General features: G+C 60.9%; 24 protein-coding genes. 9 read left to right on the top strand and 15 right to left on the bottom strand.

Annotated features, from left to right (window positions below; genetic code table 11):
- Positions 1–129 precede the first annotated feature (129 nt).
- Complete coding sequence (locus PMI36_RS08055; RefSeq protein ID WP_008073952.1) at positions 130–2013, top strand: TonB-dependent receptor domain-containing protein; 1884 nt, start codon at positions 130–132, stop codon at positions 2011–2013.
- Positions 2014–2140: 127 nt separating this feature from the next.
- Here PMI36_RS08055 and PMI36_RS08060 read toward each other — a convergent pair whose 3' ends face one another.
- From PMI36_RS08060 to nrdR, 12 genes are all read right to left on the bottom strand, one after another.
- Entirely contained in the window at positions 2141–2941 is an 801-nt protein-coding gene (locus PMI36_RS08060) for a cobalamin-binding protein (RefSeq protein WP_008073951.1), read from the bottom strand.
- Positions 2941–3360: a hypothetical protein gene (locus PMI36_RS08065; RefSeq protein WP_007906826.1), complete on the bottom strand. Its 420-nt coding sequence runs from the start codon at positions 3358–3360 to the stop codon at positions 2941–2943. Before PMI36_RS08065 ends, PMI36_RS08060 begins: the two co-directional genes overlap by 1 nt.
- Positions 3357–3974: a GTP cyclohydrolase II gene (gene ribA / locus PMI36_RS08070; protein ID WP_007906827.1), complete on the bottom strand. Its 618-nt coding sequence runs from the start codon at positions 3972–3974 to the stop codon at positions 3357–3359. The genes PMI36_RS08065 and ribA overlap by 4 nt, the downstream gene beginning before the upstream one ends.
- Positions 3975–4207: 233 nt before the next feature.
- Positions 4208–4921, bottom strand: coding sequence for a substrate-binding periplasmic protein (locus PMI36_RS08075; protein WP_081499291.1), 714 nt, complete (start codon positions 4919–4921; stop codon positions 4208–4210).
- Positions 4922–4968: 47 nt separating this feature from the next.
- Complete coding sequence (locus PMI36_RS08080) at positions 4969–5472, bottom strand: phosphatidylglycerophosphatase A family protein (protein ID WP_008073949.1); 504 nt, start codon at positions 5470–5472, stop codon at positions 4969–4971.
- Positions 5469–6434: a thiamine-phosphate kinase gene (gene thiL / locus PMI36_RS08085; RefSeq protein ID WP_008073948.1), complete on the bottom strand. Its 966-nt coding sequence runs from the start codon at positions 6432–6434 to the stop codon at positions 5469–5471. The genes PMI36_RS08080 and thiL overlap by 4 nt, the downstream gene beginning before the upstream one ends.
- A 28-nt stretch (positions 6435–6462) precedes the next feature.
- Positions 6463–6963, bottom strand: a complete 501-nt coding sequence (nusB, locus tag PMI36_RS08090; RefSeq protein ID WP_008073947.1) for a transcription antitermination factor NusB — start codon at positions 6961–6963, stop codon at positions 6463–6465.
- Positions 6960–7436, bottom strand: coding sequence for a 6,7-dimethyl-8-ribityllumazine synthase (ribH, locus tag PMI36_RS08095; RefSeq protein WP_003228649.1), 477 nt, complete (start codon positions 7434–7436; stop codon positions 6960–6962). Before ribH ends, nusB begins: the two co-directional genes overlap by 4 nt.
- Positions 7437–7527: 91 nt before the next feature.
- A complete protein-coding gene (ribBA, locus tag PMI36_RS08100; RefSeq protein WP_007906834.1) occupies positions 7528–8619 on the bottom strand; it encodes a bifunctional 3,4-dihydroxy-2-butanone-4-phosphate synthase/GTP cyclohydrolase II in 1092 nt (363 codons plus the stop codon).
- A 31-nt stretch (positions 8620–8650) separates the two neighbouring features.
- A complete protein-coding gene (locus tag PMI36_RS08105; RefSeq protein WP_007906836.1) occupies positions 8651–9313 on the bottom strand; it encodes a riboflavin synthase in 663 nt (220 codons plus the stop codon).
- 47 nt (positions 9314–9360) lie between these two features.
- Complete coding sequence (ribD, locus tag PMI36_RS08110; RefSeq protein WP_008073943.1) at positions 9361–10494, bottom strand: bifunctional diaminohydroxyphosphoribosylaminopyrimidine deaminase/5-amino-6-(5-phosphoribosylamino)uracil reductase RibD; 1134 nt, start codon at positions 10492–10494, stop codon at positions 9361–9363.
- Complete coding sequence (nrdR, locus tag PMI36_RS08115) at positions 10491–10955, bottom strand: transcriptional regulator NrdR (protein ID WP_007906838.1); 465 nt, start codon at positions 10953–10955, stop codon at positions 10491–10493. The genes ribD and nrdR overlap by 4 nt, the downstream gene beginning before the upstream one ends.
- A 117-nt stretch (positions 10956–11072) precedes the next feature.
- On the opposite strand from nrdR, the gene PMI36_RS08120 reads away from it, so the two are divergent.
- From PMI36_RS08120 to trxA, 3 genes are all read left to right on the top strand, one after another.
- The gene (locus tag PMI36_RS08120; RefSeq protein ID WP_008008962.1) at positions 11073–11537 is read left to right on the top strand and encodes a YbaY family lipoprotein; all 465 of its coding nucleotides are present in this window, start codon (positions 11073–11075) and stop codon (positions 11535–11537) included.
- Entirely contained in the window at positions 11534–12190 is a 657-nt protein-coding gene (locus tag PMI36_RS08125) for a class I SAM-dependent methyltransferase (RefSeq protein WP_008073940.1), read from the top strand. Before PMI36_RS08120 ends, PMI36_RS08125 begins: the two co-directional genes overlap by 4 nt.
- A gap of 196 nt (positions 12191–12386) precedes the next feature.
- Positions 12387–13259: a thioredoxin gene (gene trxA, locus PMI36_RS08130; RefSeq protein WP_007906841.1), complete on the top strand. Its 873-nt coding sequence runs from the start codon at positions 12387–12389 to the stop codon at positions 13257–13259.
- A gap of 118 nt (positions 13260–13377) precedes the next feature.
- Here the strand turns inward: trxA and PMI36_RS08135 are convergent, their stop codons facing one another.
- The gene (locus tag PMI36_RS08135; protein ID WP_008073938.1) at positions 13378–13725 is read right to left on the bottom strand and encodes a hypothetical protein; all 348 of its coding nucleotides are present in this window, start codon (positions 13723–13725) and stop codon (positions 13378–13380) included.
- A 135-nt stretch (positions 13726–13860) separates the two neighbouring features.
- Between PMI36_RS08135 and PMI36_RS08140 the strand changes: the two genes are divergently transcribed.
- From PMI36_RS08140 to PMI36_RS08160, 5 genes are all read left to right on the top strand, one after another.
- Complete coding sequence (locus PMI36_RS08140; RefSeq protein ID WP_008073936.1) at positions 13861–14454, top strand: DUF2796 domain-containing protein; 594 nt, start codon at positions 13861–13863, stop codon at positions 14452–14454.
- A 136-nt stretch (positions 14455–14590) separates the two neighbouring features.
- A complete protein-coding gene (locus PMI36_RS08145; RefSeq protein WP_008073934.1) occupies positions 14591–15301 on the top strand; it encodes an ABC transporter ATP-binding protein in 711 nt (236 codons plus the stop codon).
- 1 nt (position 15302) lies between these two features.
- Positions 15303–16568, top strand: a complete 1266-nt coding sequence (locus tag PMI36_RS08150) for an ABC transporter permease (protein WP_007906845.1) — start codon at positions 15303–15305, stop codon at positions 16566–16568.
- A gap of 11 nt (positions 16569–16579) precedes the next feature.
- Positions 16580–17098 carry a DUF3299 domain-containing protein gene (locus PMI36_RS08155; RefSeq protein ID WP_032830564.1) on the top strand — a complete coding sequence of 173 codons (519 nt, stop codon included), beginning with the start codon at positions 16580–16582 and terminating at the stop codon, positions 17096–17098.
- Between the two features lie 221 nt (positions 17099–17319).
- Positions 17320–18018 (top strand): OmpW/AlkL family protein, encoded by a 699-nt coding sequence (locus PMI36_RS08160; RefSeq protein ID WP_008073932.1) that lies wholly within the window; start codon positions 17320–17322, stop codon positions 18016–18018.
- Between the two features lie 177 nt (positions 18019–18195).
- Here PMI36_RS08160 and PMI36_RS08165 read toward each other — a convergent pair whose 3' ends face one another.
- Complete coding sequence (locus PMI36_RS08165) at positions 18196–19125, bottom strand: NAD-dependent epimerase/dehydratase family protein (RefSeq protein WP_008073930.1); 930 nt, start codon at positions 19123–19125, stop codon at positions 18196–18198.
- Positions 19118–20002 (bottom strand): sugar nucleotide-binding protein, encoded by an 885-nt coding sequence (locus PMI36_RS08170; RefSeq protein ID WP_032830563.1) that lies wholly within the window; start codon positions 20000–20002, stop codon positions 19118–19120. Before PMI36_RS08170 ends, PMI36_RS08165 begins: the two co-directional genes overlap by 8 nt.
- Positions 20003–20289: the final 287 nt, after the last annotated feature.

Below are 20289 nucleotides of genomic sequence, written 5' to 3'. Positions count from 1 at the left end.
CGCGAATGCGGTGTGTCAGTCGGCATCAATGTTGACTGACACACCGCATTCGCGAGCAAGCCCGCTCCCACATTGGTTTTGTGCAACCTCATAAAAATGTATTCGCTTTAGAGCGTCAACGGACTGCCCATGAAACTCCCCCGCCTCGCCCTAGCGCTGGCCCTCCTGCCGGCCGGCCAACTCTTGGCCGACACCTTCGAACGCGACCAGGCCCTGAAACTGCCGGACGTGCTGATCAGCGCCAACCGTCAGGTCGAAGCGCGCAACGACAGCAGCGCCGCCAACACCGTGTTCACCCGCGACGACATCGACCGTCTGCAACCGAGCAGTGTCACTGACCTGCTGCGCCGGGTACCGGGTGTACAGGTCGGGCAAACTGGCGGGCGCGGCAGTCTGCCGGGGGTTTATATTCGTGGTACCAAGTCGGCGCAAAGTCTGGTGCTGGTCGACGGCCAGCGCATCGGCAACTCGACCTCCGGTGACAGCAACCTGCAACACATCAACATCGAACAGGTCGAGCGCGTGGAAGTGCTGCGGGGCTCGCGCTCAGTGATTTACGGCAGCGATGCGATTGGCGGGGTGATCCAGATCTTCACTCGCCGTGGCGACGAACAAGGCCTGCAACCACGTATGCACGTGGGGGTTGGCAGCAATCAGACCTGGGAACGCAGCCTTGGATTGTCTGGCGGCGACGCGCAGACCCGATTCAATCTCGGTGCCAGCCTCGATGAAACGGCAGGCATCAATCGCACTCACCAGTCTTATCCCAGTGATGGTGATCACGATGAATACCGCAATAAGTCGGTCAGCTTAAGCCTGAGTCACGCCCTCACCGATGACATCGAAGTCGGCGCCAATCTGCTGGATAACCAGGGCAAAAGCGCATTCGACAATCCGTTCGGCCGCTTCGACATGAACACCTTTGAATCGGTCCAGCAACAGCCCTACAGCGAGTTCTCTGTGAGCAGCGTCAGCAGTTATGTCGACGCGAGGATCAATGACCGGTGGAAAACCCGCGTCGAGCTCGGCCATAGCGAAAACCGTGAGAAGACACTCGACAAGCTCAGCGACGAGCGCAGCGTGTTCAACACCTACCGCGATTCGGTGAATTGGCAAAACGACCTGACGCTGGATGAGCGCAACAGCCTGATCCTCGGCGGCGACTGGTACGAAGACCGAATCAACAGCAGCACAGCGTTCGACGAAGACAGCCGCTGGAACCGTGCAGCGTTTATCCAGCATCGCTATCAAGCCGACAGCTTTTCTACCGAACTGGGCCTGCGTCGCGACCAGAACCAGCAGTTCGGCAGCCAGAACAGCTGGAGCGGCACCTTCACCCTGCCGCTGAACCCGGACAACGATGTACTGTTGACCTACAGCGAAGGCTTCCGCGCACCGACCTTCAACGACCTGTACTACCCGGATTTCAGCAATCCGGATTTGAAACCCGAAACCTCGAAAAGTTATGAGCTGCAATGGCGCAGTCAGCTGACAGAAACCAGTCGCCTGGAAGCTTCGCTGTACCGCACCGATCTGCAAGACGCGATTATTTTCGGCAGCAACAACCGCCCGGCGAACGTCGCCTCGGCGCGGATCAACGGTTTCGAAGCGGCCTTGAAACAAGAGCTGTTCGGCTGGCAGAGCAACCTCGGCGTGGCGATCATCGACCCTCGGGATCGCGACAGCGGCCACACCCTCGCCCGTCGTGCACGGCGGACTTTGAGCCTGGACCTGGATCGGCAGTTCGACCGGCTCGGCCTCGGTGCCAGTTGGCAAGCGGTGAGCAGCAGTTATGACGACGAGAACAACCAGCAGCCGTTAGGCGGGTATGCCTTGTTGGGGTTGCGCAGCAGTTGGGCGCTGAATCGCGAGATCAAGCTGGAATTGAAGGTCGATAACCTGCTGGACAAGGGCTACAGCCGGGCGTTGTACAGCCATGACGGCAGTCAGTATGGGTATCGCGAGGAAGGTCGGGCGTGGATGTTCGGGGTGACCTGGACGCCGGAACTCTGATCTGAAGTTTGCGGTGTTTGAACTGGCCTGCTTCGCGAGCAAGCCCGCTCCCACATTTGACTGCGTGCCACCCAGCAACTCGGTCTAATGTGGGAGCGGGCTTGCTCGCGAAGCAGGCACCTCGGTCTCAACGGTCCGGCGCGATCACTTGGCACAACTTGGCAGTCGCTTCGATCATCTGCCCACTCGGCCGCTCCAGGCCTTTGTCCGTCACCAGCAGCAATTGCCCCTGCGCCACCGCCGTCACCTGGGGCCAGGCCTTCCACGCATCGAGCTGCGCCTGATCACTGGCCAGAATCACCTCGGGATTGCGCTGCAACACCGCCTCCACACTGACCTGCGGTGCAGGCTGCGTCAGATCGGCAAATACATTACGCGCCCCGCATACCTGCAGCGCATCACTGATGATCTGCCCACCGCCCACGGTGTACAGCGGCCGATCCCAGACTTGATAAAAAACCCGTATTGGTTCATCCCTTCGATAACGCTGGCGCAGGGAGTCGAGTCGTTGACGCAGATTTTCGGCCAATGAAACGCCACGCTCCGGTCTTCCGAGCTGTGTAGCGATCACTTCAATCTGGGCGGCAAGTTGTTCGAGGTTGTGGGGTTCGGCGACATAGGTGGGAATGTTCAGCCGTTTGAGCTGCTCACGCTGCGCCGGCCCCACACTGCCCGGCCACAACAGCAATAGATCGGGTTTGAGGCTGAGCAGTCGCTCCATGTCCAACTGGCCGTAGTTGCCAACAGAAGGAATGTCTTTGAGTTCAGCGGGACGTTCGCCAGCATCCAGCACACCGACCAGAAGGTCAGCCGAGTTCAGCTCCACGACAATCTCGGAAAGCGACGGTGCCAGACTGACGACCCGCTCAACCGCAGCCGCCGAACCGCTGACAGCCAGCAGCGACACTGCCAGCCAGATGCTGCGCATCAGCCGAGTTGACGCGGGATACGGTAGAGGTAGAACAGCACGGTGGTCGACAGCGCCAGCAGCACCAATGGAACAGCTTCAAGACCGACGAACACCGCCAGCGCACCGATCCAGGCGGGCAGGCCGGCCGCCAGAAACGCGGTGCGGCGTTTCGCGGCCAAGGCGATCCAGGCGTCGGGTTCATCAGGGGTATCGAGGGCTTTCTGGGTGGCGATCAGCGCGTGTTTGTAGCCGCCAAAGAACTTCAGACTGACAAACATCGAAGCCACACCGGCGATGAACAATGGCATGGCCAGCACCGGCACAATCGCCTCGCCCTGGCCGAATACGCCGTTGATCACGAACAATGGCACCAAGGCCAGCGCCAGGTATTGCCACCAATTGACGGACAGTCGCCGCCGTACCTGACCGCGTGTCACGCCCGGTCAACCTCGCCCTGATGCTCATTGCCCATCATATGGTCGAGCTTGCTCGCCTTGGTCGCCAGATAGAGTTTGTTGTGCGGGTTGTGCCCGGTGTGCAACGGCACGCGCTCAGCAACCACGATACCCATGTCGGTCAAGGCTTTGACCTTGCGTGGGTTGTTGGTCATCAGACGCAGGGACTTCACACCCAGGTGCTCCAGCATCGGCAGGCACATGGCGTAGTCGCGCTGGTCGGCGGCAAAACCCAGACGCTCGTTGGCTTCAACGGTGTCGGCGCCGCCGTCCTGCAATTCATAGGCGCGGATCTTGTTCAGCAGGCCAATGCCGCGACCTTCCTGACGCAAGTAGAGCAACACGCCACGGCCTTCACGGGCGATTGCCTGCAGGGCTGCCTCGAGTTGCGAACCGCAGTCGCAGCGCTGGCTGAACAAGGCATCGCCGGTCAGGCATTCGGAGTGCAACCGGCCGAGCACCGGAGCACCGTCGGCAAACTCACCCAGGCTCAGTACGACGTGCTCGCGCCCGTTCTCTTCATCGAGAAAGCCATGCATGGTGAATTGCGCAAAAGGCGTTGGCAGCTTGGAAGCGGCGACAAAAACGACAGGCACCGGTGTGCTCCTGATCTATAAGTACTGAAGATTCGCAGAGGCGGCATTGTAACAGCACGTTCCTACAGACGCTTAGGCTGAATTATGGGGCATAACGATCAAAAAGTTTGATCAAGAGGCCAAGCCAACAACCCTGTAGGAGCGGGCTTGCTCGCGAAGACGGTTCCAGATTCAAAATCATTGTGACTGTCACACCGCTTTCGCGAGCAAGCCCGCTCCCACATTGACCGTACTTAGTCTGTGTCAAACGGGTACGGCTGTTTCCACTTTGCGAAAATCGGTTTCAACCGGCCATTTTTGACCAATACTTCCATGCGCTGATCGAACAGCGCCATCAAGGTGCGAGCCCGAGGTGTATCGGCGAAGCACAGGTAAAGCGGCAATTCCGCGATATGCGTGCGGCGAAACTGCGACGGGTCCTTGGCTCGGCTAACGATGTTATCGATTTCTGTCAGTGCATCGATGTAATAGTCGGCGCGATTGTGGGTCAGCATCGACACGACTCCCGTCCGCCGCACGACTTCGTTATAGCGCTGCACATTGGGCAGATAAGCCTGGTACTTGTAGCCGCGCACCCAGGCCAATCGATAGTTGCCCAGGGTTTGCAGGGTCGGCGCCGGATTGCTGGCCAGACCCAGTGCATAGATCGGATCGGTATCGAAACTCCAGCGCGGATAGAGCACGTCGCTGACTTCATCCCGATAGGCACCGACACAAGCGTCCACTTCTCCACGCTGTGCAAGGCCCGTAGCGCGCGTGTACGGTTCGGTTCGAATATCCAGTTTGACGCCCGCCGGCTCGAACACTTCGCGCAATACATCCCAGCCCAAACCATGGCCATCGGCGGCGGTAAAGTCTTCCCAGGCTTCGCTGGCGAGGTGAATCACGGACGGCGTCGTCGGTGCATCCCCCGCCTGGGCGAACGAGCAAAATAGCGCGAAAACCATCAGCAGCAACCCGCGTCGCGCTATCCCCGGTTCTCTCACTTGGCGCCTCAGACGAAAAACCACACCAGCCCTTGCATCGCCAACCACGCAAATACGCCTGCCAGCACGTCGTCGAGCATGATCCCGACACCACCGTGCACATGCCGGTCGATCCAGTGAATCGGCCAGGGCTTGAGGATGTCGAAGAAGCGGAACATCAGGAACCCCGCCAGCAACCAATACCAGCCTTCCGGTACCAGCCACAGGGTGATCCACATCCCGACCATTTCGTCCCAGACGATGCCTTCGTGGTCGTGTACGCGCAAATCATCGGCGACCTTGCCGCACAGCCAGAAGCCGAACAGCATGGTGATGCCGAGCATCAGCCAATAACCCCAATCGGGCAGCATCTGCCACAACGGAATGAAGGGTAACGCCACTAACGAACCCCAGGTGCCCGGCGCTTTTGGCAGGGTGCCCGAGCCGAAGCCGAACGCCAGGAAATGCCAGGGATTGCGCCAGACCGACGGCGGAACGAACTCCGCCGGGACCTGTTTGGGATGATCTGTCACGGTGTCTCCCGAAAATGTTGATAGCCCCGGATTGATGGGGTGATGTCGTGTCCGTCGGCGTCCAGCAATGTCACGCCCTGCCCTGCTACGACCCGCCCAAGCACATGGATCGGCCAGCCGTCCGCCAGCAACGATGGCAACTCGGCGGGCGGCAAGGTGAAGGCCAGCACGTAATCGTCACCGCCGCTCAGGGCGGCTTGCTCCGCGCCAGACTGACCGAGGAAGGCCAGCAGCGCCTTCGACAACGGCAGCTTACTGCGCTCCACCTGAACCCCGACTTTCGACGCCAGGGCAATATGCCCACAGTCGGCGAGCAGCCCGTCGGAGATATCCAGCGCCGCAGTGGCTCTGCCGCGCAACGCCTGGCCCAACGCCAGCTGCGGTTGCGGCGACCAGTAATGGGCACGCAACGGATCAGCAATGGCCGGTTCAGCCATCCGCTGGCCGAGCACCAACGGCAATGCGCCCGCGCCGTTACCCAGCTCTCCGCCCACGCAGAGCAAATCGCCCGGTTGAGCGCCACTGCGGGTCAACGCCAGACCGGCCGGCACCCGACCGAACACGGTCATGGTCAGGCTCAATGGCCCGCGGGTGGTATCGCCACCCACCAGCGCCACCCCGCAATTTTGCGCCATGAGGTTCAAACCACGGGCGAAGGCTTCCAGCCAATCGGAAGTCCCGGTCGGCAAGGTCAAGGCAAGCGTAAAGGCAATGGGAGTGGCGCCCATGGCGGCCAGATCACTGACGGCCACAGCCAGCGAGCGCTGACCGAGCAGAAACGGGTCGCAGGGGTCTGCGAAATGCACACCGGCCACGAGCGTGTCGGTGGAAATGGCCAACTGTTCCCCGAGAGGAACAGCCAGCAAGGCGCAGTCATCGCCAATCCCAAGGGCAACGCCTTCGCCGCCCTGCGCACAAGGCGCGGCGGCGAAGAAATTGCGGATCAGCTCAAACTCGCCCATGGCTTCGTGTCGACATTCCAAGCGCCGATCAGCGCTTGAACGCCTTCACTTCAGCTTCACGCAGACGCGGGGCCAGCTTGTCGAGCACACCGTTGACGAACTTGTGGCCGTCGGTGGAACCGAAGACTTTCGCCAGTTCGATACCTTCGTTGATCACAACGCGGTATGGCACATCAACGCGCTCGAGCAGCTCCCAGGTGGACAGGCGCAGAACGACCAGTTCAACCGGGTCCAGCTCTTCGATGGTGATGTCCAGGCATGGCGCCAGTGCGGCGTCGATCCGGTCCTTCTGTGCCGGAACCCCATGCAGGATTTCACGGAAGTAGGCGCCGTCGACATCGCTGAAATCGTTATCGACCCGAAACTGCGCTTCGATCTCGTTCAGCGACTGCTTGGCCATGTGCCATTGGTACAGCGCCTGAGTCGCGAGCTGACGGGCTTCGCGACGCTTGACGCTTTTCGATGGCTTGCCGGCATCCGCAGGCTTTGGATCGCGCGGGTTGAAACGATCACTTTCGTCGCTAATCACTTGGCCTCCAACTGCGCCAGCAGGCTGACCATTTCCAGGGCGGACAGGGCAGCTTCAGCACCTTTGTTACCGGCCTTGGTGCCGGAACGTTCGATGGCTTGTTCGATGGAATCAACGGTCAGTACGCCGAAAGCGACCGGTACGCCGAACTCCATGGACACCTGGGCCAGGCCCTTGGTGCATTCGCCCGCCACGTATTCGAAGTGCGGAGTACCGCCACGAATGACTGCGCCCAGGGCGATGATTGCCGCGAACTCGCCCTTCTGAGCGACTTTCTGCGCAACCAGCGGGATTTCGAAGGCGCCAGGCGCACGGATGATGGTGATGTCGCTTTCGCTCACGCCATGGCGAACCAGGGCATCAACTGCACCGCTGACCAGGCTTTCAACGACGAAGCTGTTGAAACGGCCCACTACCAAAGCGTAGCGGCCTTTAGGGGCGATGAAGGTACCTTCGATGGTCTTCAGGGTCATTCGTTAGATCTCTTAAAGAGCCGGGACGCGTTTTCTACGCGTCCCTCAGTGATGTGTTAACCGCGAATACAGGCCCGCAAATTGCCGGTCATTATTCGGAGGGCACGTATTCTACAACTTCCAGATCGAAACCGGATATCGCATTAAATTTCATCGGCGCACTCATCAGGCGCATTTTGCGCACGCCCAGGTCGCGAAGGATCTGCGAACCGGCACCGACGATGCTGTAGGTGGTCGGTTTTTTCACGGCGCTGTGATCCGCGGTTTCGCGAATGTGCGCCAGCAATACGTCGCCATCGAGCGGGTGACCGAGCAACAGCACCACACCACTGCCAGCCTCAGCAACCGCAGCCATGGCGGCGCGCAGGCTCCAGCGGCCTGGTTGCTTGACCATCAACAGGTCACGCAGCGGGTCCATGTTGTGCACCCGGACCAGCGTCGGCTCTTCAGCGCATACGGTGCCCAGGGTCAGGGCCATGTGCACGTCGCCTTCCACCGAATCACGATAGGTCACCAGGTTGAACTGACCCAATTCGCTGTCCAACGGCTGCTCGGCAATCCGCTGAACGGTACGTTCGTGGATCATCCGGTAGTGAATCAGGTCGGCGATGGTGCCGATCTTGATGTTGTGTTCGGCGGCAAAGGCTTCGAGTTCGGCGCGACGGGACATGGTGCCGTCGTCGTTCATCACTTCGCAGATCACACCGCTCGGCTCGAAACCGGCCATGCGCGCCAGGTCGCAGGCAGCTTCGGTATGACCGGCGCGGGCCAGCGTACCGCCGGCCTGGGCCATCAGCGGGAAGATGTGGCCGGGGCTGACGATGTCTTCAGCCTTGGCGTCTTTGGCGGCAGCGGCCTGCACAGTGCGCGCACGGTCGGCCGCGGAGATACCGGTGGTCACGCCTTCGGCGGCTTCGATGGACACAGTGAACTTGGTGCCGAAACCGGAACCGTTGCGTGGCGCCATCAACGGCAGCTTGAGCAGTTCGCAGCGCTCGCGGCTCATCGGCATGCAGATCAGGCCACGGGCGTGCTTGGCCATGAAGTTAATGTGTTCAGGCTGGCAGCACTCGGCGGCCATGATCAGGTCGCCTTCGTTCTCGCGGTCTTCGTCATCCATGAGGATGACCATCTTGCCTTGGCGGATGTCTTCAACCAGTTCTTCGATGCTATTGAGCGCCACAAGGCACCCCCCTTCTTTCGAAATTTGAGCTTCAGGATTTGAGGTAGCCGTTGGCGGCCAGAAAGCTTTCGGTGATGTTACTGGATGTGGGCTCTGCAGCCTTGTCGCCGAGCAGAAGGCGCTCCAGATAACGGGCCAGCAAGTCGACTTCCAGATTCACCCGGCGACCCGGCTGGTACGACGCCATAATGGTTTCGCTCAAGGTGTGCGGAATGATGGTCAGCAAGAACTCGGCGCCATCGACTGCGTTCACGGTCAGGCTGGTGCCGTCGACGGTGATCGAGCCTTTATGGGCGATGTACTTGGCCAGGTCTTTCGGGGCACGGATGCGGAACTCCACAGCGCGAGCATTTTCGGTGCGGGCAACCACTTCGCCCACGCCATCGACGTGACCGCTGACCAGATGCCCACCCAGACGCGTGGTCGGGGTCAGGGCTTTTTCCAGGTTCACCGGGCTGCCGCTTTTCAGGTCATTCATGGCGGTGCAGTCGAGAGTTTCGCGACTGACGTCCGCCGCAAAGCCATTGCCCGGCAATTCAACCGCGGTCAGGCACACGCCATTGACGGCAATGCTGTCGCCCAGTTTGACGTCGCTCAGGTCGAGCTTGCCGGTTTCTACGTGGACCCGCACATCTCCGCCTTTTGGGGTCAATGCACGAATACTGCCGATGGATTCGATGATGCCGGTAAACATGGAGTCCTCCTCGAGAACAGAGCCAGCGCTAGAGCAATGGCCAGGAATTATACGCTCGCCGATGGCACAGGGATGGCAGTGACTCGCCAGTCATCGCCAACCGCGCGGATTTCAGTGATTTTGAGCTCGGGCGCGTCTTTCATCTGCGCCAGTGGCCAGTCCAGTAAGGGTCGGGCCGAGGAGCCGAGAAACTTGCCGGCGATGAATATCTGGAATTCGTCCACCAGCCCGAGCTGGGCAAATGCGCCAGCCAGTCGTGGCCCGGCCTCGACCAGCACGTCATTGACGCCACGATTGGCGAGTTCGACCAGCAACTGATGCAGATCGACCTGGCCATCATCGCCCGGCACGATCAGGCATTCCGGGCCGTTGGCGTACTGTTCTTCCACCGCGACACACGTGGCGACCAGTGCCGGACCCGCCTTGAAGAACGGTGCGTTCAGCGGCACCCGCAGGCGACCGTCGATCAGCACGCGAAGCGGCGGACGGCTCATGGCCAACGCGGTCTGTTCAGCGTCCAGCCCCAATTCGTCGGCACGCACGGTCAAGCGCGCATTGTCCGCCAGTACCGTGTCGGCGCCGGTCAGCACCACGCTGGCCTCGGCGCGCAAACGCTGTACCGCCGAACGCGCCGCTGGCCCGGTGATCCACTGGCTCTCGCCGCTTTCCATCGCTGTGCGGCCGTCGAGGCTCATCGCCAACTTGACCCGCACGAACGGCAAGCCATGTTCCATGCGCTTGAGGAAGCCTTGATTGAGCTTGCGCGCCTCGCCTTCCAACACACCGCTTTCAGTGGCGATACCGGCCTGGGCCAGACGTTGCAGACCGCGACCAGCGACTTCCGGGTTCGGGTCTTGCATCGCCGCAACGACGCGCGCCACACCGGCATTCACCAGCGCATCGGCGCAAGGCGGCGTACGGCCGTGGTGGCTGCAAGGTTCGAGGGTCACGTAAGCCGTGGCGCCTCGCGCCTTGTCGCCAGCGGCGCGCAGGGCGTGGACTTCGGCGTGGGGCTCACCGGTGCGCACATGCCAGCCTTCGCCGACAATCTGCCCGTCACGCACCACCACGCAGCCAACACGGGGGTTGGGATGCGTCGTGTAATGACCTTTGCGCGCCAGTTCCAGGGCCCGGGCCATGTAATGCGCGTCGAGGATGGCTTGTTCGGGAGGTGTGGTCATTCTTTCACCGGCTCACGGGCGAGGCGATCGATCTCTTCGCGGAACTCGTTGAGGTCCTGGAAGCGTCGGTACACCGAAGCGAAGCGAATATAGGCGACTTCATCAAGCTTCTTCAGCTCGGCCATCACCAGTTCGCCGACCACGAGGGATTTGACCTCGCGCTCGCCCGTGGCGCGCAGCTTGTGTTTGATGTGCACCAGCGACGATTCGAGGCGTTCGACACTCACCGGGCGCTTCTCCAGCGCCCGCTGCATGCCGGCACGCAGTTTTTCTTCGTCGAACGGCTGGCGACTGCCGTCGGTTTTGATCAGGCGCGGCAACACCAGTTCAGCGGTTTCGAACGTCGTGAAACGTTCGCCGCAGGCCAGGCATTCACGCCGGCGGCGCACCTGTTCGCCCTCGGCGACCAGACGCGAGTCGATGACCTTGGTGTCGTTGGCACCGCAGAAGGGACAGTGCATGGTGGCAGGCAACAAAAAATGGGAGGGCCATGGTAGCGCATCCCCGTGGCAAGACAAGCCATAGGGTTTGCGGTATACAGACTGGCTGTTTATGGATTTCGCTTGCTGGAGCCGCCAATGTCTTTACGACCACTCATTTTGCTCAGTCTTTTCAGCCTGTTGGTGGCCTGTGGCAGCGATGCGCCCAAGCCCCAGCCGCCAACGCCCGGCCCTGCACCGCAACAGGCGCAGAAGAAAGCCAAGGCATCGGCCGAGCTCGGTCCGCTGCCGGCTTACCAACGTGAAATCAGTGGCACCCTGCTGGGCGTACCGGCCGATGCCGAAGTCGAACTGGCGTTGCTGGTGATCGACGAAAAGGATCGTCCGCAACTATTGCTCGCCAGTGCCAACCTGATCGGTACCAATCAAGTGTTGCCGTTTCGCCTGCGCTTCAACCCTGAATCCTTTCCGGCCGGTGCCCGCGTCGAACTTCGCGGCCGCGCCAGCCAGTCCGGGCAGTTGATTCTGCATCTGCCGGCGCAAATGATCACACAGCCAACCACCCAGGCATTGGGTCAGCTGCAATTCGTCAAAGCGCCATGATTGCACCGCTCGACCTGCAACAGGCGTTAGGTGAGCTGCTCGGCGATGCACAGCTCGTAGCCTGTGAGTTACCGGGCACAGAACTGAAACTCTGGCTGATCGACGGCGACAACATGGACCGAGCCTTCAGCCCGGAAGAAACCCGGCGCATTCTTCACGAACCGCCGTACTGGAGTTTCTGCTGGGCCAGTGGGCTGGCCGTGGCTCGCTATCTCGCCGAGCACCCGCAATGGGTCGAAGGTAAACGGGTGCTGGATTTCGGCGCCGGCTCAGGGGTCGCCGCGATTGCGGCGGTGAAAGCCGGGGCACTGGAAGTGGTGGCCTGTGACCTGGACCCGTTGGCGATTGCCGCGTGTCGGTCGAATGCCGAACTCAATGGCGTGCGGCTCAGCTACTCGACGGACTTTTTCACCGAGGCCGATCGGTTTGATCTGATTCTGGTGGCCGACGTGTTGTACGACCGGGCAAACCTGCCGTTGCTCGACGAGTTTCTCAGCCGTGGCCGGGAAGCGTTGGTGGCGGATTCGCGGGTGCGCGATTTTCGCCATCCGTTGTATCAGCGCATTGAAATGCTGGAGGCAATGACCTTGCCGGATCTGGCCGAACCCGAAGAGTTTCGGCATGTGAGCCTCTACCATGCTCGGCGATTCTAAAGGCTTCGCGAGCAAGCCCGCTCCCACACTTGATTTGTATCGATCACAAATCCCCGGTTCGCCGCAGATCCAATGTGGGAGCGGGCTTGCTCGCGAAGGCGTCCCGTCGGGCAGCACACCTCTCAATGGCACACCGCTTCCGGCCCCCCCCACCAAGCCGTATAGTTGACCCATCCACGCTTTTACGAGATCCCCCATGAGTCAGGAAACGCCGTACATTTTCGACGCCACGACTGCCGATTTCGACCAGTCGGTGATCGAGAACTCTTTTCACAAACCGGTGCTGGTGGATTTCTGGGCCGAATGGTGTGCGCCGTGCAAGGCCTTGATGCCGATGCTGCAAACCATCGCCGAGAGCTATCAGGGCGAGTTGCTGCTGGCCAAGGTCAATTGCGACATCGAGCAGGACATTGTTGCGCGCTTCGGCATTCGCAGCCTGCCGACCGTGGTGCTATTCAAGGACGGTCAGCCGGTGGACGGTTTTGCCGGCGCGCAACCGGAGTCGGCAGTGCGCACGATGCTCGAACCCCACGTGCAAATGCCGCCGCCCGCTGCGGCCGACCCGTTCGAACAGGCTCAGGCGCTGTTCGATGATGGCCGTTACGCCGACGCCGAAGCCACGCTCAAAGTACTGCTGGCTGAAGACAACACCAACGCCAAGGCGCTGATTCTCTATGCCCGCTGCCTCACCGAGCGTGGCGAACTGGGTGAAGCGCAAATCGTGCTCGACGCGGTCAAGACCGATGAGCACAAGGCCGCGTTGGCCGGCGCCAAGGCGCAGATCCAGTTTCTCGGTCAGGCCAGGGATTTGCCGGATGCGGCAGACCTGAAAGCGCGTCTGGCGAAAAATCCGCAGGACGATGAGGCGGTCTATCAACTGGCGATCCAGCAACTGGCCCGTCAGCAATACGACGCGGCGCTGGATGCCTTGCTGAAGCTGTTCATCCGCAATCGCAGCTACAGCGAAGGCTTGCCGCACAAGACCTTGCTGCAAGTGTTCGAACTGCTGGGCAACGATCACCCGCTGGTGACCACGTACCGTCGCAAGTTGTTTGCTGCGCTCTATTAAGATCAAAAGATCGCAGCCTTCGGCAGCTCCTACAGGGGAATACAGATCCCGCGTAGGAGCTGCCGCGGGCTGCGATCTTTTTTGCGGCTTACTCGATCCGTCCGTGTGAACCCGATTCCTACGCAGGCTCGATCCAGTGGTACAGCGGTGTATCCCCGCCGCTCACCACTTTGACGTCTGCACAGTGGCGCAAGCGCACCAACAAGCGCTTGCCCGCCGCTGCGCTGCCGGTCAGCCCTTCCAGCTGCTCCAGCAAATCCGGCCCGCTCAATTGTCCGGCCTTGCGCAGCAACTCTTGGGCGATCTGCCACAGCGCATCGTCCTGATTCACCGGTTTGGCGGGCGCAACACTCGCCTCCGGTTTTGCTGCCTGCAACTGCGCACCGAGCTGCGCCCAGTCGCCTTCATCCAGTTCCAGCGTCAAATCCACCGGCCAGTCGCCGATGCTTCCGCGTATTCGCAACATAAGTCTGCTCCTGCCCATACCTGACTCGCATGCTCCCATGGGTCTTGCGCAACGCCAAGCAGACGGTCAAACTCTCCGCACTTTCGTTATAAGATTACATAACAAACTTTTCATTTTACTTTCCGGAGACCCGTCATGCGCCGTCTGCTGCTCGCTTTGCCGTTTGCCTTGTTGCCGCTGGCTGTCGCCCATGCGGCGGTCGAGCATGATCACGATCATGATGAACATGGCAGCCTCAGCGCCCACGAACATGGCGTCGGTCGCCTGAATGCGGCGCTGGATGGCCAGACTCTGGAGCTGGAGCTGGAAAGCCCGGCGATGAACCTGGTGGGTTTCGAACACGCCGCCACCACTGACGCCGACAAGGCCAAAGTCGCCGCCGTCCGCACGCAGCTGGAAAAACCGCTGGTGCTGTTCAACCTGCCAAAAGCCGCCGGTTGCGTGGTCGCGACTCAGGAACTGGAAAGCCCGTTGTTCGGTGACAAACCAGATGCCGACGATGACCACGACGAAGCGGACAAGGACGGTCACGAGCACCACCATGACCACAGCGAGATCCACGCCCATTACCAACTCAGCTGCTCGGCCCCGGGCGCGCTGAAGACCCTGGACCTGGCGAATATCTTCAACACATTCCCGGCCACCCAGAAGATTCAGGTACAACTGATCAGCCCGAGCGGCCAGCAAGGGGTTGAAGTGACGGCCAAGGCTGCCGCCCTGAAATTCTGATCCGACACACCAATCCAATGTGGGAGCGGGCTTGCTCGCGAAGACGGCAGCACATACAGCAATGATGTGACTGAAATACCGCTTTCGCGAGCAAGCCCGCTCCCACAGGGTTCACCACCAACCTGACCGGTTTCACATGACCCAAGCACTCATCGAACTGTCCGACCTGGGCTTCAGTTGGCCCGGTCATCCGCCGCTGCTGGACATCCCGGCGTTTCGTCTTATGCCAGGTGAAACCCTGTTCCTCAAAGGCCCCAGCGGCAGTGGCAAGACCACCCTGCTCGGCCTGCTCGGTGGCGTGCAAAAGCCAGATCGCGGCAGCATTCGCCTGCTTGGCCAGGAGCTGACCGAACTCTCTGCCGGTGCCCGCGACCACTTCCGCGTCGATCACACCGGCTACATCTTCCAGCAGTTCAACTTGCTGCCGTTTCTCTCGGTACGCGAGAACGTCGAGCTGCCCTGCCACTTCTCCAAGCTGCGTGCCGAACGGGCGAAACAGCGACACGGCAGCGTCGATCAGGCCGCGGCCACCCTGCTCGCCCACTTGGGCCTGAAGGATGAAAACATCCTCAGCCGCCGCGCCGATTCGCTGTCCATCGGCCAGCAGCAACGGGTCGCCGCCGCACGTGCGTTGATCGGTCAGCCGGAACTGGTGATCGCCGACGAACCGACCTCGGCGCTGGACTACGACGCCCGCGAGAACTTCATTCGCCTGCTGTTCGCCGAATGCCGCGAAGCCGGGTCGAGCCTGTTGTTCGTCAGCCATGACCAGAGCCTCGCGCCGCTGTTCGATCGCCACCTGTCGCTGGCCGATCTCAATCGCGCCGCCACCCCGTCCGAGGTTTGAGATGTATTTGTTTCGTCTAGCCATGGCCAGCCTGGCTAACCGTCGCTTCACCGCGATCCTCACCGCGTTCGCCATCGCCCTGTCGGTCTGCCTGCTGCTGGCGGTGGAGCGTGTGCGCACCGAGGCCAAGGCCAGTTTCGCCAGCACCATCAGCGGCACCGACCTGATCGTCGGCGCGCGTTCCGGCTCGGTGAATCTGCTGCTGTATTCGGTGTTCCGCATCGGCAACGCCACCAACAACATCCGCTGGGACAGCTTCGAACATTTCGCCAACAACCCGAAAGTGAAGTGGGCGATCCCGATGTCCCTCGGCGACTCCCATCGCGGCTATCGGGTGATGGGCACCACCGAGGCGTACTTCGAGCATTACCAGTACGGCCATCAACAGCACCTCGAACTGGCTGATGGCCGTGCCTTCGCCAGCGATCCGTTCGAAGTGGTGCTCGGCGCCGAAGTGGCCGATGCACTGCATTACAAGCTCGGCGACAAACTGGTGTTGGCCCATGGCGTAGCGGTGATCAGCCTGGTCAAACACGACGACAAACCGTTCACCGTGGTCGGCATTCTCAAACGCACCGGCACCCCGGTGGACCGCACGCTGCACATCAGCCTCGGCGGCATGGAAGCGATTCACGTCGACTGGCACAACGGCGTTCCGGCACGTGGCAACGGGCGGATCAGTGCCGACCAGGCGCGCAACATGGACCTGACGCCACAAGCGATCACTGCGTTCATGCTCGGCCTCAACAGCAAGATTTCGACGTTTGCGCTGCAACGGGAGATCAACGAATTCCGTGGCGAACCGATGCTGGCGATCCTGCCGGGTGTGGCATTGCAGGAGCTGTGGAGTTTGATGAGCACGGCGGAAAAAGCCTTGTTCGTCGTCTCGCTGTTCGTAGTACTGACCGGGTTGATCGGCATGCTCACGGCGATCCTCACCAGCCTCAACGAGCGGCGCCGCGAGATGGCGATTCTGCGTTCGGTGGGCGCGCGGCCGTGGCATATTGCGACCTTGCTGGTGCTGGAAGCCTTTGCCTTGGCGTTGTCCGGGGTGATTGCCGGTGTGGCGCTGTTGTATGTGTGCATCGCTGTGGCGCAGGGTTACGTGCAGGCGAATTATGGCTTGTACTTGCCGCTGGCCTGGCCAAGTGAATATGAATGGACGCTGCTCGGTGGCATCCTGATCGCCGCGCTGCTGATGGGTAGCGTGCCGGCCTGGCGCGCGTATCGCCAATCCTTGGCCGATGGCCTGTCAATCCGACTATGAGGACATTAATGATGCCCCGCGCTGTGCTTGCGCTATTGATGCTGGTTGCCCTTCCGCTGTGGGCGGCCGAGCCAAAAGACCTGACCTGGTCGGAGATGATCCCGCCGGATGCGGCGCCAGAAGTGCCGAACATGACGCCCCTGCATGACCTGTCGAAGATGAGCGATGCGTTGTCCGCAGAATCGGCGCCAGCGGCCAAGCAGGACATGCCGAATGCGCCGGTGGTGAAGAGCCTCGACGGCAAGAATATTCGTTTACCGGGGTACATCGTGCCGCTGGAAGTCAGTGAAGAAGGCCGCACCACGGAGTTTCTGCTGGTGCCATATTTCGGCGCCTGCATCCATGTGCCGCCGCCACCGTCGAACCAGATCGTGCATGTCAAAAGCGAAGTCGGCGTGAAGCTTGATGAGCTGTATCAGCCGTACTGGATCGAAGGTTCGTTACAGGTGAAAGCATCCACCAGCGAGCTGGCGGATGCCGGGTATCAGATGGAGGCGGACAAGATTTATGCGTATGAACTGCCGCAGTGACCGGTAGTTATGTTTTGATAGTGAGGACACCTTCGCGGGCAAGCCTCGCTCCTACAGAGGCCACGCAAGCCCCGTAGGAGCGAGGCTTGCCCGCGAAGAGGCCATCAAAGGTTCCGCAAAAATCAAGGCCATCACTGTTTCATTGAGCTGAGTCAAAAGACCGTATCAGTTGGATCCCTACCATTGGACATCGAACATTTTTAACGTCCTTTGGAGCTCCCATGCACAAGTCCTTGCTCTGCGCTTCGCTGTTCGCCCTCGCGCTCGCAGCCCCGCTCGCCCATGCTCACACCGCCGGTGACATCCTCGTTCGGGCCGGTGCGATCACCGTCAACCCGGATGCCGACAGTTCCAGCGTCAAGGTCGATCAAGGCCCGCTGAAGGGCGCCGATCTGGGTGGCAAGGCCACCATGAGCAGCGACACGCAACTGGGTCTGAACTTCGCCTACATGATCACCAACAACCTGGGAATCGAACTGCTCGCGGCCTCGCCGTTCGAGCATGACGTGAAGCTCAAAGGCACCGCGCTCGGCGCCGCCAACGGCAAACTCGGCACGCTCAAACACCTGCCGCCGACCCTGAGCCTGGTCTACTACCCACTGGATTCCAAGTCCGCGTTCCAGCCGTACATCGGCGGCGGTATCAACTACACCTGGATCTACGACGAGCACGTCAGCAGCGAAGCCGCCGCCAACGGTTTCAGTAACTTCAAGGCGGACAGTTCCTGGGGTCTGGCCTGGCAGGTCGGTGCCGACTACATGCTGACCGACAACGTAATGATCAACGCCCAAGTGCGCTACATCGACATCGACACCACCGCGACCGTGGAAAACAATGCCGTCGCACCGGGCACCCGGGCCAAGGTGGACGTTGATGTGGACCCGTTCATTTACATGGTGGGTTTGGGTTACAAGTTTTAATCAACACTTGTCCGGCTTTTGTGGCGAGGGAGCTTGCTCCCGCTGGGCTGCGAAGCGGCCCCAAAAAAAAGCGAGCGCTGCGCACTCGAACGGGAGCAAGCTCCCTCGCCACAGGGAACTGCATCGGCCACAAAAAAGGCGCCGTCAAAGGCGCCTTTTTCATGGCTGTGTAAAACCTCAGTGCCCCAACAACCGTGCCAGGCCGACACTCATCGGTGTCTGCTGCGGGTAGGTAAACCGCTCCAGCAAACGCCGGTTGTTCGCCCGTGAATGGCGGATGTCACCGGAACGCGCCGGGCCGTAGCTCACGGGCGGCAGCTCGCCGACCACAGCTTCAAGGGCTTCAAGCATTTGCTTAAGGGTCGTAGCCTGATTCCAGCCGACATTCACCGCGCCGACTTCGACCTGCGGTTTCTCGATGGCTTGCACCAACACGCCCACCAGGTCCTCGACATAGACAAAATCCCGAGTCTGTTCGCCATCGCCAAACACGGTGATTGGCAAGCCTTTCTGCGCGCGCTCGCTGAATATGCTGATCACCCCGGAATATGGCGAGGACGGATCCTGGCGCGGGCCGAAGATATTGAAGAAGCGGAAAATCACCGGCTCCAGACTGTGCTGGCGACGATAGAAATCGAAGTAATGCTCGCTCGCCAATTTGTCCGCGGCGTACGGGGTCAACGGTGCCTTGGGCGTGTCTTCGTCGATCGACTCGCCTTCGCCATTATTGCCGTAGACCGCCGCGCTGGACGCGAACAGCACCCGTTTGACGCCGGTTTGACGCATGGCTTCGCAGACATTCAGCGAACCGATGAAATTGCTCTGATGCGTTTTGACCGGGTCATCCACCGAAGCTTGCACCGAGGCCACCGCGGCCAGGTGCGCCACCGCGCTGCAACCGACCATCGCCTGCGCCACCAGTGCAGCATCGGCGACGTCGCCCACGATCAGTTCGACGAGGGGATTGTCCAGCGGCAGGTTGCTGCGTTTGCCGGTGGAGAGGTCATCGAGAATACGCACCGAGTGACCTTTGGCGAGCAAGGCATCGGTCAGGTGCGAACCGATGAAACCGGCACCGCCGGTGATTAAAACAGGGCCTTCAGCCATGACGATAAAACCTATCCAGTAAGCCCGGGAGTGCCGCGCGCCAGGCGCGGGGCTTGATCCCGAAAGTGTGCAGAATTTTCTTGCAGGCCAGCACCGCGTGTTGCGGTTCTTCGGCGGCGTCGGGCCGCGCGGCGTGAGCCTGGGCGGTCGGCGCTTCGATGGCCAACGGGTGCAGGGCGCGCGCTTCGGTAAGAATCGCCTGCCCCAGTGCCAGCGGCGTGGTCGCCTCATGCCCGGCGTAGTGGTAAGTGCCCCACAGCGGCGCCGCGCAATCGAGTTGCTTGAGCACCGAAATGATCACCCGGGCAGCATCGTCCACCGGCGTCGGATTACCGCGACGGTCATCGGCCATCAACAGTTCTTCAGCTTTCTCGGCCCGGGCCAGGAACCGCCCGAGGGTGCCATCGGGGCTGTCATCGAGCAGCCAGCCGAAACGCAGCAACACATGCTGCGGACAGGTGGCGCGCACGCTTTGCTCGATTCGCCACAAGGCCTGACCGCGCAGACCCAGCGGTACCGGTTCGTCTTTTTCGCTGTAGGCGGTCGCCCGGGAGCCATCGAACACGCGATAACTCGACGGTTGCAGCAGCACAATGTTGTGATGCTGGCACAGCTCGGCCAGCCGTTCGATGGCTCGCTCCTGCCCGGCCAGACGCTGTTCGCTGACGGTCTCCGCCTGGAACCAGTCAAAATAGTAGGCGAGATTGATCAACGCATCCGGACGGGTATCGTCGAGCAGTTGCGTCAGGCTCGCGGCGTCCCAGCCGTCTTGTGGTGGGCGGGGGGCGAGGAAACCGATGTCTTCCTCCGCACCGAGGCGAATCAGCGCCTGCCCAAGGGCATTTCCGCCGCCCAGTAACATAAGGCGCATTCGCATAGAGTCAGCAGGCCCAGTCTGATTGGAACGATGGCTTTATCGACAGCGCCCGCAGGCGATGTCCTCAATAATTGCCGGAATCGTTGCATTTTGCGGGTTTAGTGCGCAACCGTCATCCGTAAAGTGTAGTTCCGTCGGATTGGGTTGACCCTGCTGGCCCCTTCGCGAGCAAGCTCGCTCCCACTTTGGATCTCCTGTGTACTCACATTTTGTGACCGACACTGTTCAACTGTGGGAGCGGGCTTGCTCGCGAAGGGGCCCTAAAAGCCGACAGAGGACTTTAGCGG

Source organism: Pseudomonas sp. GM79, from assembly GCF_000282495.1.
In the GTDB taxonomy this organism is placed as follows: Bacteria; Pseudomonadota; Gammaproteobacteria; order Pseudomonadales; family Pseudomonadaceae; genus Aquipseudomonas.
This window is presented reverse-complemented; position numbering and strand designations above follow the sequence as displayed.